The 15,340-nt window shown below is 68.0% G+C and carries 11 protein-coding genes; 8 read left to right on the top strand and 3 right to left on the bottom strand.

Going from position 1 to position 15,340, the window contains the following annotated elements:
* Positions 1 to 68: 68 nt before the first annotated feature.
* Entirely contained in the window at positions 69 to 353 is a 285-nt protein-coding gene (gene crgA / locus PQI66_RS11950) for a cell division protein CrgA (protein WP_339998565.1), read from the top strand.
* Here crgA and PQI66_RS11945 read toward each other — a convergent pair.
* Positions 316 to 876 carry a rhomboid family intramembrane serine protease gene (locus tag PQI66_RS11945; RefSeq protein WP_339998563.1) on the bottom strand — a complete coding sequence of 187 codons (561 nt, stop codon included), beginning with the start codon at positions 874 to 876 and terminating at the stop codon, positions 316 to 318. The genes crgA and PQI66_RS11945 overlap by 38 nt on opposite strands.
* 56 nt (positions 877 to 932) lie before the next feature.
* Positions 933 to 1,466 carry a peptidylprolyl isomerase gene (locus PQI66_RS11940; RefSeq protein ID WP_339998561.1) on the bottom strand — a complete coding sequence of 178 codons (534 nt, stop codon included), beginning with the start codon at positions 1,464 to 1,466 and terminating at the stop codon, positions 933 to 935.
* Positions 1,467 to 1,684: 218 nt separating this feature from the next.
* Here PQI66_RS11940 and PQI66_RS11935 point away from each other — a divergent pair, with 218 nt between their 5' ends.
* Positions 1,685 to 3,340: a hypothetical protein gene (locus PQI66_RS11935; RefSeq protein ID WP_339998559.1), complete on the top strand. Its 1,656-nt coding sequence runs from the start codon at positions 1,685 to 1,687 to the stop codon at positions 3,338 to 3,340.
* Between the two features lie 244 nt (positions 3,341 to 3,584).
* Complete coding sequence (locus PQI66_RS11930) at positions 3,585 to 5,204, top strand: flavin-containing monooxygenase (RefSeq protein ID WP_339998557.1); 1,620 nt, start codon at positions 3,585 to 3,587, stop codon at positions 5,202 to 5,204.
* On the opposite strand, the gene PQI66_RS11925 is transcribed toward PQI66_RS11930, so the two are convergent.
* Complete coding sequence (locus PQI66_RS11925) at positions 5,092 to 6,021, bottom strand: EamA family transporter (protein ID WP_339998555.1); 930 nt, start codon at positions 6,019 to 6,021, stop codon at positions 5,092 to 5,094. The two genes, PQI66_RS11930 and PQI66_RS11925, sit on opposite strands and share 113 nt — an antisense overlap.
* A 67-nt stretch (positions 6,022 to 6,088) precedes the next feature.
* On the opposite strand from PQI66_RS11925, the gene PQI66_RS11920 reads away from it, so the two are divergent.
* The 5 genes from PQI66_RS11920 to PQI66_RS11900 all read left to right on the top strand — a co-directional run bounded on the left by PQI66_RS11920 (position 6,089) and on the right by PQI66_RS11900 (position 15,255).
* On the top strand, positions 6,089 to 7,018 hold the full coding sequence (locus PQI66_RS11920) for a LysR family transcriptional regulator (RefSeq protein ID WP_339998554.1): 930 nt from the start codon (positions 6,089 to 6,091) through the stop codon (positions 7,016 to 7,018).
* 1,448 nt (positions 7,019 to 8,466) lie between these two features.
* A complete protein-coding gene (locus PQI66_RS11915; RefSeq protein WP_339998552.1) occupies positions 8,467 to 9,333 on the top strand; it encodes an HAD family hydrolase in 867 nt (288 codons plus the stop codon).
* A gap of 257 nt (positions 9,334 to 9,590) precedes the next feature.
* Positions 9,591 to 10,247, top strand: a complete 657-nt coding sequence (locus tag PQI66_RS11910; protein ID WP_339998551.1) for a TetR/AcrR family transcriptional regulator — start codon at positions 9,591 to 9,593, stop codon at positions 10,245 to 10,247.
* Entirely contained in the window at positions 10,244 to 11,962 is a 1,719-nt protein-coding gene (locus PQI66_RS11905; RefSeq protein WP_339998550.1) for an AMP-binding protein, read from the top strand. The genes PQI66_RS11910 and PQI66_RS11905 overlap by 4 nt, the downstream gene beginning before the upstream one ends.
* Complete coding sequence (locus PQI66_RS11900; protein ID WP_339998549.1) at positions 11,962 to 15,255, top strand: acetyl-CoA carboxylase family protein; 3,294 nt, start codon at positions 11,962 to 11,964, stop codon at positions 15,253 to 15,255. Before PQI66_RS11905 ends, PQI66_RS11900 begins: the two co-directional genes overlap by 1 nt.
* Positions 15,256 to 15,340 lie beyond the last annotated feature (85 nt).

Below are 15,340 nucleotides of genomic sequence, written 5' to 3'. Positions count from 1 at the left end.
GAGACCGCGGTTCGTGCTGGTAGGGTTGGTTCAGTTCGAACACGTCACCATGTCAGTGAGGGATACACATGCCGAAGTCTCGGATCTCCGATTCGCCGGAGGACAACGCCGCCGCCTCCGTCGGCGCATCCGCCGCCGACCGCCGCACGCCGGTCAAGCTCAACGCGACCGGGACGCCGCGCTGGTACATCGTGCTCATGCTCGGCCTCATGCTGCTGGGGCTGGCCTGGCTGGTCGTGAACTACATCGCCGGCCCGAACATCCCCGTCATGGCGGACCTGAACGCCTGGAACTACCTGATCGGCTTCGGTCTGTTCATCGTGGGTCTGTTGATGACCATGGGATGGAAGTAGCCCGTCCACGACGGGTCACGGTCAGCATGACCGCGATCACCGCGCCGGCGGCCAGCCCGCCGAGGTGACCGGGCAGGGAGACCCCGCCCGCAGTCACCGAATACAGCAGGTTGACGACGATGAGCACCAGCGGTGCCCGGACGTCCGTCCTGCGTTGCAGGGACAGTCCGACGAGCATGGCGAACATGCCGTACCCGATGGTCGAGGCCCCGCCGACGACACTGTCCGGCTGCAGCCAGATGACCGCCAGCCCACCGCCGACGGCGCAGAGCACCATGGACAACACCATGGTCAGTGTGCCGTAGGCGCGCTCGAGCTCACGACCGATCAAGCCGATGAGCAGCATGTTCATCAGTAGGTGACCGGGGTCGAGGTGCACCAGTGCCGCGGTGACGAGCCGCCACCACTGGCCGTCGTCGGTGACGGCGGCCGGGTCGAGCATCAGGTCCCGCGCGATCCCCGGCGCCGGGGCCGGTTGCGCCAGACTCCCGCTGTCAACCCCGGTGACCACGTAGGCCACCACGCAGGCGCCGATCAGACTCGCCGTGGCCGGGGCCCCGGCGAAGAAACGCCTGATGATCAGGCCACGTCCACGGACTCGATGACGACGTCCTCGTCCGGACGGTCCATGCGGTTGGTCGAGACGCGCGAGATCTTGGCGACGACCTTCTGGGACTCCTTGTCGGTGACCTCACCGAAGATGGTGTAGCCGCCGTTGAGGTGCGGGTGGGCGCCGACGGTGATGAAGAACTGGGAACCGTTGGTGTCGCGACCGGCGTTGGCCATGGCGACGAGGAACGGACGGTCGAACTGCAGTTCCGGGTGGTTCTCGTTGGCGAACTCGTAGCCGGGGCCGCCACGGCCGGTGCCGGTCGGGTCGCCGCCCTGGACCATGAAGCCGTCGATGATGCGGTGGAAGACCGCGCCGTCGAAGAACGGGCCTTCCGTGCTGCCCGAGGCGTTCTCGGTGGTGTAGGGGGCCTTCTCCTTGTCGCCGGTGGCCAGTCCGACGAAGTTGTTCACGGTCGCCGGCGAGTGGTCACCGAAGAGATCGATGGCGATGTCGCCGTGGTTGGTGTGCAGGGTCGCTGTCGCGGTTTTCTGAACAGTCATGGGGGCAAGGGTACCGGACAGCGCTCGGACACCCCTGATCGCCGGATTCCGACTACCCTCGGGCCGAGATTTGGTTATCGTTGGATGACGACCCATTTTTGTGTCGACAGAAGAACCGTCAGAGAAAACGACAGACCACCGACCGATCCGCCGACAGCGCGGGTTCCCGCGGCTCCCCGCAGGTCGGCCGCCGAGAACGAGAAGGAGATGCACGGTCCATGGACCCGAACACCGCATTCACCGCGATACGTGCCGCACGGCAGGTCTCGTCCGGTCTCGGCGGCAGAAAGCGCGCGAAGGGGGATGTCCGCGACATCTCCGGCCTCATCGCCCACCGGCCCACGGCCGGCGGCACGGGAGCCGCACGGGATCTGTCCTCGGCACCGGGACATCACCGGTTGATCGTGGAGCAGCTTCTCGCCGAAGACCGCGCAGCCCGGCAGCAGCCCTCCACGGCACCGGTGAAGTCTGACAAACGTACCGCCTCGAAAGGAAAAACGGTGAGCAACGCCATCAAGAATGACAGCACCCAGGGTCTCGACCAGGCTGTACAGCAGGCTGAGAATACTCTGGAGACCCTGAAGGACAGCAAGGCCGAGAAGCTCAGCAAGAAGGCTTCCAAGGCGACCAAGAAGGCCGACAAGATCTCCACGAAGGCCGACAAGCGTCGCGCCAAGGCGGACAAGGTCCAGGCGAAGGCCCTGAAGCGTCAGCACAAGGTCGCCAAGAAGGCTGCCGGGCGCAAGGAGTCCCCGGCCGCGATGGTCGAGAAGCGCCTGTCCGCCGTCACCGCCGCGGCTGGCGACCGTGCCAACGTGCTGGCCGACCAGGTGCGTCAGGCGCCGGACGCCGATCTCACCGACACCGTCACCCGCTGGGGTCGCACCGCTGCCGAGCGCGGCGGGGAACTGTTGTCCCAGGCGCAGGAGCGCGGCTCCGCCTTCCTCGAGTCCGACGCTGTCAGCGATGCCATCGACGACGCCCGCGACCGCGCCTCGCAGGTCGGCAAGGCCGGCGCTGCACTGGCCGCCAGTGGCGTCGAGGCCGGCCGTAAGGCAGGCAAGGACGCGGAGAAGTCCGCCAAGAAGAACAAGAAGAAGCTGAAGAAGAAGTACGGCAAGGACATCCAGGCCGCGAAGAAGAAGGCCGACAAGGCCGGCTCCTCCGCACGCAAGTCCCTCGAGAGTGCCTGGTCGCAGGCGTCCGAGGTGGCGTCCGAGGTCGGCGACGCCGCCAGGAAGGAAGGCGTCAAGGGCAAGAAGAAGGCCGGCAAGCAGGCGAAGAAGGCCCGGAAGTTCGCGGAGAAGAACGCGAAGACGGCCAACAAGCAGCTGTCGCGCTCGCAGCGCCGGATCAAGAAGACCGCGACCAAGAAGGCCGAGAAGGTCCGCGCGAAGGAGCTGAAGAAGGCGGCGAAGGCGAACAAGAAGAAGCACACCGGACGCAACGTCCTGCTGCTCGCCATCATCGCCGCAGCGGTCGCGTTCGTCGCACAGAAGGCCAAGGGCAGCGGATCCGCCGCACCGGCGAAGACCCCCCGTACCAACGGCTCGCCGGCCACCGGTGCCGCCGCGAAGCCGAAGGCCGCGGCCGCCAAGGCTGAAGAGAAGGCTGAGGAGGTCGCTGACAAGGCTGCCGACAAGGCCACAGACAAGGCCGAGGACGCCAAGGCGAAGGCCGCCGAGGTGAAGGACAAGGCACAGGACAAGGCTGCCGAGGCGAAGAAGGAGGCTCCGAAGGAGGCCAAGAATAACGCCCCCGCCGCTCCTTCCGCTCCCGGTGCCCCCGGTGCCCCGAAGGCCGCCGACAAGGGTGAGAAGACCACCGGCAACGCCGATGATCCCGAGGATGACGGCGGCAAGCACCGCCTCTGATTCTCCCTGGTTGAACCCCCGGACCGACTCTGGTCCGGGGGTTTTCCCGTGTCCTGCCGGTGCGCGCCCGATGCCTGTCGGAGACCTCGCCGGCTGAGACGTCCACGTGAGGTCGTTTCTGTGGTCCGGAACCGCCCCCACGTGGACGTCTCAGCCGGCCGCCCCCAGGCAGACCGACGAGACCGACGAGACCGACCTCCTTGTTTCGTTCCCCGCCGAATCATGGGCCAGTAAGGTGACTGTCATGACCACCACGAACGACACCACCGACCGAGTCCTTGACCTCATGATCGTCGGCGCGGGGATCGCCGGCATCAACCTGGCCCACCACATCGTCTCGGAGTTCCCCGGCTGGAGCTGGGAGATCGTCGACTCCAACGACGATCTCGGCGGCACCTGGAACACCTTCACCTACCCCGGTATCCGCTCGGACTCCGACATGGCCAGTTTCGCTCTGCCGTACAAGCCCTGGCCGCACAAGGGCACACTCGGCGACGGGGCACACATCCGGGAGTACCTGCGGGACGCGGCCCGGGAGGACGGGATCCTGCAGCGTATCCGCCTGAACACCTGGGTCAGGCAGGTCAACTTCGTCACCACCGGCGCTGCCGCCGACACGCACGGGCCGCACTGGGAGGTCACCACCGTCCGGGCCTGGCGCCACGGCCCGGACGACCGTCCGGACGCCGCCGATGATGCCGGCGTCGAGACCGTCACCCGGACCAGGCGTCTGCACATGGCCTGCGGCTACTACGACCACCGTGCCGGTTTCCAGCCCTACTTCGACGGCCAGGAGGACTATCAGGGCCAGCTGATCCACGCGCAGCAGTGGCGCCCCGAGGAGCAGGGGGACGTCGCCGGGAAGAAGATCGTGATCATCGGGTCCGGCGCTACCGCGGTCACGCTGCTGCCGGCGCTGGCGGACGACGGTGCCGATGTCACGATGCTGCAGCGCACACCGACGTGGGTCGCCGCCCTGCCGCGGTTCGACACGATCTCCACGATCTGGAAGACGGTGATCCCGAACAGGCGGATCGCCCACAAGGTCGCCCGGGTCAACCACATCACCCGTGACATGGTGCAGTGGTACCTGGCCAAAGGCACCCCGTTCCTGTTCAGCGGGTTCCTGCACGCCCTGCAGCTGCGGTGGCTGTCACCCGCCCAGATCAGACGGGACTTCACCCCGCCGTACAAGCCGTGGGACCAGCGCGTGTGCAAGGCACCGGGCGGAGACATCTTCGCGGCGATCCGGGACAAGGGCGCGAAAGTCGTCACGGCCACCATCAACCGTCTGGTCCCCGGGGGCGTCCGGCTGGACGACGGGACGGTGTTGGAGGCGGACACGGTGATCGCGGCGACGGGCCTGCAGCTGCAGTTGTTCGGCGGTGCGGAGGTCGCCGTCGACGGGCAACCGGTCGATTCCTCGCAGACGGTGGCCTACCGCGGGGTGCTGGTGTCGGGTCTGCCGAACATGAGCTTCACCGTGGGGTACCTGAACCAGTCGTGGACGACGCGGGCGGACCTCACGGCCCGGTACATGGTGCGGTTGTGGCACCACATGGTCAACCGCGGCGAGCGGGTCGCCGCCCCCGTGTTCCCGGGTGAGGACGTGGGACGTCGGCCGCTGCTGGAGTTCGAGGCGGGGTACATCAAGCGCTCGGAGCACATCACGCCCCGGCAGGGCGACCGGTCGCCCTGGTTGTACCGCCAGGACTACCTGCGCGAGTGGCCGGAGCTCGCCCGCGGCGACCTCACTGCGGAGATGGTGTTCGACGACGCAGCAGTGGACGTCGCGCGGGCCCTTCCTGCGCTGACCGGTCAGGCGGAGCAGGCCGGTCAGCCCGTAGGTGCGCCGACCAGGTGATGCCCACGGACGCGGCGATGACCAGCACGATGGTCACCCCGCGCATCGCGGTCAGCTCCTGGTCGAGCAGCGCGAACCCGGCCAACGCGGCGAAAGCGGGTTCCAGGCTGATCAGGACGCTGAAGACGGCGGACGGCAGCCGGCGCAGGGCCGCGAGTTCCAGCGAGTAGGGGATCACCGACGCCATCAGTGCGGTGACCACCGCGGGAACCAGGATCCACGGGTCGGCGGAGATCCCCTCGACCGCGACGCGTCCGACGGGCGCAAGCATGAGCCCGCCGAGGAGCATCGCCACGGCGAGCCCGCCGGTGCCGGGGATACGGCGCCCGACGGCGGCGGAGCCGACGATGTAGCCGACCCAGAACACCCCGGCGATCAGCGCGAGCAGCATACCGAGCGGGTCGAGGGCGGCGTCCGACAGTGCCTCGAGGCCGAGGACGGCCATCCCGACGGCGGCGAGTCCGACCCAGACGAGGTCACCGCGTCGTCGGGACGTCAGCCCGGCGTAGACGAGCGGGCCGATGAACTCGATGGCCACCGCGGCGCTCATCGGGATGCGGTCCAGGGAGGCGTAGAAGAACCCGTTCATCGCGGCCATCATCACGGCGAAGAAGACCACGGCGCGCCAGTCCCCGCGTACCCAGGTGCGCAGTGCCGGACGGGCGATCACCAGCAGGAGAGCTCCGGCGATGCTCAGCCGCAGGAAGGTGACGCCCCAGGTGCCGAGGGTGTCGAAGAGGCCGACGGCGGTCGCCGCGCCGAACTGCAGGGAGGCGCAGGACGCCAGGACGAGGGCGGAGGAACGGGTGGTGCTCATGGTTCCCATTGTGGGGCCCAGGGTATTGGTTCGTCTATCTCAGGAATATGAACGATAATGGTGAACCGTGCTGAACATTCATCGTCTGACCCTGCTGCGCGAGGTCCATCAGCGCGGCACCCTGGCAGCCGTCGCCCGTGAGCTGCACTACTCGCCGTCTGCGGTATCGCACCAGCTCAGCCAGCTGGAGAAGGACACCGGGGTGCCGTTGCTGGAGACGGTGGGCCGCGGTGTCCGGCTCACCGAGGCCGCACTGCGACTCGTGGCGCGCACCGACGAGGTGCTGACGATCCTCGACACCGCCGAGGCCGAGCTGGCCTCGTCCCGCCCCGGTGCCGAGGGCACCCTGCGGGTCACGAGCTTCCAGTCGGCGTTGGCGACGATTCTGCCGACGGCACTGACGATGCTGGAGAAGCGGCACCCGGCGCTGAACGTGGAGGTGTACCACCGTGAGGTCGGCGAGGCCTTCGAGGGCCTGGCCGCGCACTCCTACGACGTGGTCATCGGTGACGAGTTCCCCGGCCAGCCGGAGCCGGTGCGCCCGGGCCTGCACCGCGAGGAGCTCTTCGCCGACCCGATGCTGCTGGTGCTGCCCACCACCGGACGCTGGGCGGTACCCGCCGAGGAGCTGGACGGGCTGGCCGACCTCGTCGACACACCGTGGATCCTGGAGCCGGCCTCGATGCCGCAGGGACGGTGGGAGCGAACCGTCCTGCGCGAGGCGGGCGTGGAACCGCGGGTGAAGTGCGAGACCACCGATCCGATCCTGCGGGCGCACATGGCCCGCACCGGACACGGTGTCACGGTGATCCCGGCGATGCTGGCCGGGCCGCACCTGGACCACACCCAGGCGTTGTCGATGCCTGGCTCGCCGCACCGTCAGCTGTTCACCGCAGTGCGTGACGGGTACACCGGTCACCCGGGCGTGCGTGCATTCCGCACCGCACTGGCGGCGGCGGCACGGCGCGAGTCACCGGACACACCGGAGCAACTCTGAGGTGGAGGGCTGATTCGTGGATCGGCTGTCGGAATGTTTCCCGTGAAACCACGACACTGATCCAGCACCCCGGCTGTCCCCCACAGCCGGTCTGGCATCGCGATACTGGCATCCCACTGTGGGCCACCCACGGGAGGTCGCAGACTAATCCGAGCGGCGGCGACCTGGTCCCCTGGGCCGGCCAGAAATCCCCCTCGTTTGAGGGGGCGGCAGCACTCGACACGCAAAAATCCCCCGCACCGAGGTGCGGGGGACTCGGGTCACTACTGTGACCAACCGTTACTAGCCGGTGATGGAACCGGTGACCAGAGCGAGGGCACCCTGGAAGAAGCCGGCGATAGCGGTGACGATCTCAGAAACGATGGCGATCATGATAGATCCCTTTCGGTTAGGTGTAAAAATCTTCTGTTCCGAAGGTGTCCCCTCGGCGTTCCAGTGACATTACCGAGCGAATCCGAACGATCGTTACATCCCGGAACGAAACCTACCCCCGGGGGTAGTTCAGCTCTCTTCCTGGAAAGAGAAAACGCACCTCAGAGGACGTTTCCTCCAAGGTGCGGTCGTGCATGTTACCGAAAGGTGGGCCATGCTCGGACCCACATTCGGAGGTCATCTCTCACCTCCGAACACCGCAACACTATCCCACCCGAATCAACTTAAGAACTCGGACACCCCCGCGGCTCTACCCACTACCACCTCGGACCCCGTCGTGCCGCACGCCGCACAGGCCAACGGAAAGACGCTTCCCCACGGAGCCCATGGGTCAGCACGACGATGCCGACGTACATCGTGCATGCGCCGCCGGTCGCCTGGGCATGCAAAAGCCCCCGCACCACAGTGCGGGGGCTCAATTCGCTAGTGCGAACTACTCGCCGGAGACGATGGAGCCGGTGACCAGCTCGAGGGCGTCAGCGAAGAAGCCGGAGATAGCGGTGACGATGTTGGAGACGATGTCCAGCATGGTAATGCCTTTCGATAGAAGTCTTGGTGTACTGCAGCGCAGGGTTGCCCCGCGTTGCTCCACGTACACTACCGACGGGGTTCCTGAGAGCGTTACGTACGGGATACTACGTACCCCCATAATGGGGGCTTGACACCCTATTTGCACAGGTAATAGGCCTACTGAAACAAAAAGGCGACGCGCACTCCAGGGACCGTATATCCCGGGGTGCGCGTCGCCGCCCGAAAGGCATAATGCATGCTGGTGCATCTTCGTGCGTAAGACATCACTCTCCGCACATGCTGACCTTACCTTCCCCTCTGACATACCACGATTCCCGGGGGTATGCGCCAGGGGGTATATACGCTGGTCATGATTCGGGCCCCTGTTGTCGTCGGACTCAACAACCCGGACGGGCCGTGGAGCGCATGACGGCCGTAGCCGTCCGCCCGTCGGCGAATGCTCCTGCGGTGCCGTCAGTGCAGGCCTGATATGGAACCATGGACCCATGACGGAATCCTCCACCACGGCCACATCCGCGTCCTGGCACGACCTCTCCCCTACCCCTGACCTCGGACTGGTGGTGCTCGACATGGACGGCACCCTGCTCCGCGCGGACGGCAGCGTCCCCGACGGGTTCTGGGAGCTCCTGCCGGTGATGCAGGACCGCGGCATCGTCGTGGTGCCCGCGTCCGGGCGTCAGCACGCCACCCTGCACGACATGTTCGGTGACCACGGGATCCGGACCTACCTCGCGGAGAACGGGACCGTCGTCGTCCACGATGACGAGGTCGTCGCCACCTCTCCCCTGTCCGACGAGACCGTACAGCAGTGCATCTCCGCGGTACGCGGGACGGACCGTCGTCTCGGGCTGGTCATCTGCACCCCTGAGGTCGCCTACGTGGAGAGCACCGACCGCGAGTTCCTCGACGAGGCCGCGAAATACTACCACTCCCTCCAGCAGGTCGACGACCTCACCACGGTGGACGCCCCGGTGGTGAAGGTCGCCGTGTTCTGCTTCGGATCCTCCGAGGACGCCGCCCCGGGCCTGTTCACCGGTGAGGACGCCGCAGCACCCGAGGTCGACGACACCAATGCGGTCGTGATCTCCGGGGCGAACTGGATCGACATCATGCGTGCCGACGCCAACAAGGGCACCGCCCTGCATGACCTGCAGCAGGAACTGGGTGTCTCCCGGGCTGACACCGCCGTCTTCGGCGACTACCTCAACGACCTGGAGATGATCGGGGAAGGCGACCTGTCCTTCGCCATGGCCAACGCCCACCCCGGCATCACCGCCGCGGCAAACTACACCGCCCCGGCCAACACCGAGGACGGCGTGGTCCAGGTGCTGCGTCGGTTGCTGGGGGCGTGATCAGGAGTTCCCTGTCCCCTGCCGCCTGAGTGAGCCCGCGTAGTTTTTCATTATCGATAACGATGGCGATCCGAGCGACCAGCACGGAACAGATGATGCAGCTCTCCCCGACTCCCTTCCCGGGACGAACACCCCAGGGTGGCCAGTCGGCGACAAACCAACGCCGCCCCCGCTTCGGGGCCCGAACCCGACCCTCCTCTGGAATGTAGTACCCCCAATCTATTGACACTGATGTCAACGTCAACGATGATGTGACGATGGACACACCACAGGCTAGGGAATGGTCGGTCCGCACCGAGAAGAGTCGGCACGACAGCACCACCCGTAGGGCACTGCTCACTGCCGCCCGCGCCGTGGTCTCCGACTGCGGTTACGCCAGGATGACCGTCAGCGACATCACCACCGCCGCCGGCGTCAGCCGCGCCACGTTCTACGTCTACTTCTCCTCGAAGAAGGACGTCTTCTCCGTGCTCGCCCACGACGTCCGCGACCGGTTCCTCGCCGCCCAGGACCTCACCGACCTCGACGACAGCGACACCGGGGCTGTCGCCGCTGCCACCGTCGGTGCCTACCTCGACGCCTACGTCGACAACCTGGCTTTTCTCACGGTCCTCGAGCACCAGGCACTCGCCGACGCCGACATGAGGGCGCTGTACGCCGAGACCCAGGACCGGTCGCTGCGCCGCACCGCCCGGTACATCGAACGGCTCGTGACCGCCGGCCGCGCCGATCCAGCAGCATCCCCCGAAGCCATCGCACGTGCGACCGGCGGGATGGTGGCGGCCTACGCCGATGTCGTTCTCGCCGACCCGGGCCAACGCGACGATGTCGTCACCGCCGTCACAGCGATGTACCTCCGCCTGCTGGGAATCCCCCACCACCACCACGACCACTCCGAGGAGTCCACCCCATGACCGGACCCACCGACACCACCACACTCGAAGCGGCGCTCGCCGAGGTCCGCGCCGTGCAGGACAGTAACTGGCCCGCCGAGGTGCCCCGCACCGTGAGCTATCCCGCCGGGACCGACGGGATCGTCGAGTACCTGTGGCACTGGGCCGACACCCGCCCCGACGACGAGGCGATCATCTTCTACGGCAGGACGGTCAGCTACTCCGAGTACGACGAGTTGTCCGACCGCTTCGCCGGCTGGCTGCTGGCCCACGGGGTGCAGCCCGGCGACCGGGTGGGTGTACATCTGCCGAACTGTCCCCAGTTCAACATCGCCATGCTCGGCATCCTCAAGGCCGGTGCCGTGCACGTGCCCATCAACCCGTTGTTCCGTGAGCACGAGCTCCGCCACGAACTCAATGACGCCGGGGTGACCGTCCTGCTCACCGACGTCGAGTCGGCCGATCTGGTCGACGCCGTCCGACCGGACACCGCCGTCCGCCACGTGGCGACCACCGGGCTCAGCGACATGTTGACCGACACCCCGCCGGTGGCTCCGCCGTTCCCGGTCGCCCCCGGCACCAGCGCCGACTGGGGAGAGATCATCTCCTCGGACCGCGCGCCACGTCGTCCGAGTGACCCGGACGCACTGGCGGCACTCAACTACACCGGTGGCACCACGGGGCTGCCGAAGGGCTGCGAGCACACCCAGGGACACATGCTCTACACCGCGGCCTCGGGCACCGTGGGAACCGGACGCCAGGTCGGTGAGCACCCCGTACGTGCCATCGCCTTCCTCCCGGTCTTCTGGATCGCCGGTGAGGACCTCGGGATCCTCCTTCCCCTGGTCAACGGCGGAACTTCGATCCTGTTCACGCGGTGGGACGCCACCGCCGTACTGGATGCGGTGGAACGTCACCGGGCGACGGACCTCACCGGCATGGTCGACAACGACCTGGAGATCCTCGACCATCCGCAGTTCGACCGGAAGAAGGTCAGCAGCCTGGTCAGCGTCCTCGGCATCTCCTTCGCCACGAAACTCAATCCGGCGATCCGCGCACGCTGGCGGGAGGCCGCAGGTCAGACACTGCGCGAGGCGTCCTACGGTATGACCGAGACCCACACCCTCGACACCTTCACCCTCGGCTTCCAGGAGGACGACGCCGACCTGCACAGTGATCCGGTGTTCTGCGGGATGCCACTGCCCGGCACCGACATCCTCATCGTCGACGAGGCTGGCCAACCCGTCGCTCCCGGTGAGTCCGGAGAGATCATCCTCCGCAGCCCGTCGGTCCTGACCTGCTACCACAACAATCCGGAAGCCACGGCGGAGGCCTTCCTGGACGAATGGCTGCGCACCGGTGACGTCGGCAGCATCGACGCGGGCGGTGCACTGCACTACCTCGCGCGGAACAAGGAGATGATCAAGACCAACGGCATGTCGGTGTTCCCGGCCGAGGTGGAGGCGATCCTGCGCCTGCACCCCGACATCGCGACCGCCGCGGTGGTACCCCGGTCCCATCCGGAGAAGGGCCAGGTCGCCGCGGCCTTCGTCACGCTCACCGACGACGCCGACATCGGGCACGACACCGCCGGCGAGGAGGCCCTGCACTCCTGGGCGGCGCTGAACATGGCCGGGTACAAGGTGCCCGTCGTGACAATCATCGACGAGATGCCGATGACCGCCACCGGGAAGATCCGCAAGGGCGACCTGTTCGAGACCGGGGAGAACCGCTGATGACCACCACCGTCCTGGTCGCCAACAGGGGCGAGATCGCCCTGCGCATCATCCGCACCGCCCGTGAGATGGGCCTGCGTACGCTCACCGTCTACGCACAGGACGACGCGGCGGCGCCGCACGTCTCCGCCGCCGATGACGCCGTCGCCCTGGACGGGGCCGGCCCAGGTGCCTACCTCGACCGCGAGGCACTGGTGGCCGTCGGGGTCGCGGCCGGTAACACAGGCGGAGCCACAGACGGGGCAGACCGGGTGCTTGTGCACCCCGGGTACGGGTTCCTCAGCGAGGACGCCGAATTCGCCCGCGCCTGCGACCGGGCAGGTCTTGTCCTGGTCGGCCCGTCCGCGGAGGTCCTCGACACCTGCGGTAACAAGTCCGCCGCCCGGGAACTCGCCGCATCAGCATCCGTCCCCGTCCTGCCCGCGACGAGCGGCCCGAGCAGCCTGGACGAGGTGCTCGCCTTCACCGAGGGGCGCGACGGTGTCATGATCAAGGCTCTCGCCGGCGGTGGCGGACGCGGTATGCGCGAACTCCGCGCCGACGGCGGAGCCATCGACCCGGACGCCGTCGCTGCGGCGTACTCCGCCTGCGCCGCGGAGGCCGAGGCCGGTTTCGGCGACAACTCCGTGTTCGCCGAGGAGCTCCTGCCCGATGCCCGTCACATCGAGATCCAGATCATCGGCGGGGTCGACCACTCCGGTGCCACGGTCGTCCGCGCGCTCGGGGACCGTGACTGCTCGGTACAGCGCCGCCACCAGAAACTCCTCGAGATCGCCCCCGCCCCGTTGCTGGACGACGCCGTGCGCAGGACGGTGCATGAGGCGGCGGTCCGCCTCGGGGCTGCCGTGGACTACCGGAGTGCAGGCACCGTGGAGTTTCTCGTCTCCGGCGACCGCGCGGTGTTCCTGGAGATGAACCCGCGCCTGCAGGTCGAGCACACCGTCACCGAGGAAACCACCGGGACCGACCTCGTGGCGCTCCAGCTCCTCATCGCCCTGGGCACCGCGACGGATGACCTGGACCTGCCGGACGGTGTCACCGCCACCGGCGCCGCCGACACCACAGTGAGCGGGTCCCCCGCGACCGCCCTCGGTACAGCGATCCAGGCGCGGGTGAACATGGAGACCATGTCCACGGACGGCTCCACCACACCGTCCTCCGGCACCCTACGCGTGTTCTCCCCACCGACCGGGCCGGGCATCCGGGTCGACACCTTCGGCCGCACCGGCCTGACCCCGAGCCCCCGCTACGACTCCCTACTGGCCAAGGTCATCGCCCACACCCGCACCGGCGGCCTGGACACCGCGGCCCGCAAGACCTCCGCCGCCCTGGCCGAATTCACCGTCGCGGGTGTCGCAACGAACACGGCGTTCCTGCGCGCCGTCCTCGACGACGGGGAGTTCCGTGCCGGAGCGGTGCCGACGTCCTACCTCGCCCGACGTCTCCCCGACCTGGTCGAGACCGCCGCGACATACGCGGCATACCCGTCCGCCACCGCACCGGCCCCGGAGGACACCACCGTCCCTTCCGCCGCGGTACCGGACCTGGAGCCCGGGGAGACCACCCTCGACGCACCGATGACCGGTGTCGTCGTCCAGGCCGTGGACGACGGAACCTCGGTGGCCGCCGGCGCGGAGGTGATCCTGCTCGAGGCGATGAAGATGCACCACGGCGTCACCACAGGTCAGGACGTGACAGTATCCCGCATCCTCGTCTCCGCCGGAGACACCGTCGTGGCCGGTGACCCCGTCGCCGTCCTGCGTCCCGGGACATCGGGGGCCGACGCCACCGCCGCCGAGGCCGTCGATCTCGACGCCACCCGTGACGACCTCACCCTGATCCGGGACCGTCATGCCGGTGTCCTCGACGAGGCGCGGGCCGAGGCGATGGCGAAGCTCCACGGACGCGGTCGCCGCAGCGCGCGAGAGAACATCGGTGACCTCGTCGACGAGGGCAGTTTCGTCGAGTACGGTGCCCTGGCCGTGGCTGCCCAGGCCTCCCGCCGCAGCGAGGAGGACCTCATCGCCAACACCCCCGCCGACGGCATGGTCACCGGGGTCGCCACCGTCGACGGCCGGGAGACCGCGGTGCTCTCCTACGACTACACCGTGCTCGCCGGGACGCAGGGTGCGCGTAACCACGCCAAGACCGACCGCCTCATCGACGTGGCTACCCGGCGCGGCCTACCTGTCGTGCTGTTCGCCGAGGGCGGCGGCGGGCGTCCCGGCGACACGGACGTCGTCGGGGTCGGACTCGACGTCGGGACCTTCCGCTCCCTGGCGTCGCTGAACGGGAAGGTACCGCTGGTCGCCGTCGTCTCCGGCCGGTGCTTCGCCGGCAACGCGGCCCTGGCCGGGGTGTGCGACACGGTCATCGCCACCCCGGACGCGAACATCGGCATGGGTGGCCCCGCGATGATCGCGGGCGGCGGCCTCGGCGCACACCGACCCGAGGACATCGGCCCGGTGGACGTCCAGCGGCGCAACGGTGTCATCCACCTGTCCGCCGACGATGAGTCCCATGCCGTCGCCCTGGCCCAGCAGTACCTCTCCTACTTCGGTGCCTCGGGGACGGGTGACTGGGAGGCGCCGGATCCGCGACTGGCCCGGCACGTCGTTCCCGAGGACCGGCTGCGTGCCTATGACATGCGCGCGGCCATCGACGCCGTCGCCGACGTGGGCTCGGTGCTCGAGCTGCGCCCCGACTACGCAACCGGGGCGGTGACCGCCCTGATCCGAGTCGAGGGACAGCCCTACGGTGTCGTGGCGAACGCGGCGGGTTCGCTCGGCGGTGCCATCGACGCCGCCGCCTCCGACAAGTTCACCGACTTCCTCACCCTCTGTGAGGCCCACCGCCTGCCGGTCGTGTCCTTCTGTGACACCCCCGGGTTCATGGTCGGACCGGAGTCGGAGAAGGAGGCGACCGTCCGGCGCTTCGGCCGGATGTTCGTGGCCGGTGCGAGGTTGACGGTGCCGACCGGGACGGTCATCCTGCGCAAGGCGTACGGGCTGGGTGCGATGGCCATGGCGGCCGGGTCCTTCCGCGCCTCGCAGTTCACCGTGGCCTGGCCGACCGGCGAGATCGGGGCCATGGGGCTGGAGGGTGCCGTCCGCCTGGGCTACCGCAAGGAACTCGCCGCGGTGGACGGGGCCGACCGGGACGCACTCTTCACCTCACTGCTCGACGACGCCTACGCGAAGGGACGGGCCGTCAACGCGGCGATGACCTTCGAACTCGATGAGGTCATCGACCCGGCGGACACACGTGCGTGGGTCAGGACCCTGGTTCCCTGAGGACGGGGCCGCATTCGACCTGGTCGACCGGACGACCTAATAAACCTGGTAGACCTGGAGGCACCTGAATGTACCCCGACGTGGA

Source organism: Corynebacterium sp. USCH3 (genome assembly GCF_037619475.1).
In the GTDB taxonomy this organism is placed as follows: Bacteria; Actinomycetota; Actinomycetes; order Mycobacteriales; family Mycobacteriaceae; genus Corynebacterium.
Note: the sequence above shows the minus strand (reverse complement) of the source record. Positions and strands in the feature narration are given on the sequence as shown.

Coding starts and splice junctions, on each gene's coding strand:
- crgA (WP_339998565.1), top strand. CDS start 69: ATGCCGAAGTCTCGGATCTCCGATTCGCCGGAGGACAACGCCGCCGCC.
- PQI66_RS11940 (WP_339998561.1), bottom strand. CDS start 1,466: ATGACTGTTCAGAAAACCGCGACAGCGACCCTGCACACCAACCACGGC.
- PQI66_RS11935 (WP_339998559.1), top strand. CDS start 1,685: ATGGACCCGAACACCGCATTCACCGCGATACGTGCCGCACGGCAGGTC.
- PQI66_RS11930 (WP_339998557.1), top strand. CDS start 3,585: ATGACCACCACGAACGACACCACCGACCGAGTCCTTGACCTCATGATC.
- PQI66_RS11925 (WP_339998555.1), bottom strand. CDS start 6,021: ATGAGCACCACCCGTTCCTCCGCCCTCGTCCTGGCGTCCTGCGCCTCC.
- PQI66_RS11915 (WP_339998552.1), top strand. CDS start 8,467: ATGACGGAATCCTCCACCACGGCCACATCCGCGTCCTGGCACGACCTC.
- PQI66_RS11910 (WP_339998551.1), top strand. CDS start 9,591: ATGGACACACCACAGGCTAGGGAATGGTCGGTCCGCACCGAGAAGAGT.
- PQI66_RS11905 (WP_339998550.1), top strand. CDS start 10,244: ATGACCGGACCCACCGACACCACCACACTCGAAGCGGCGCTCGCCGAG.
- PQI66_RS11900 (WP_339998549.1), top strand. CDS start 11,962: ATGACCACCACCGTCCTGGTCGCCAACAGGGGCGAGATCGCCCTGCGC.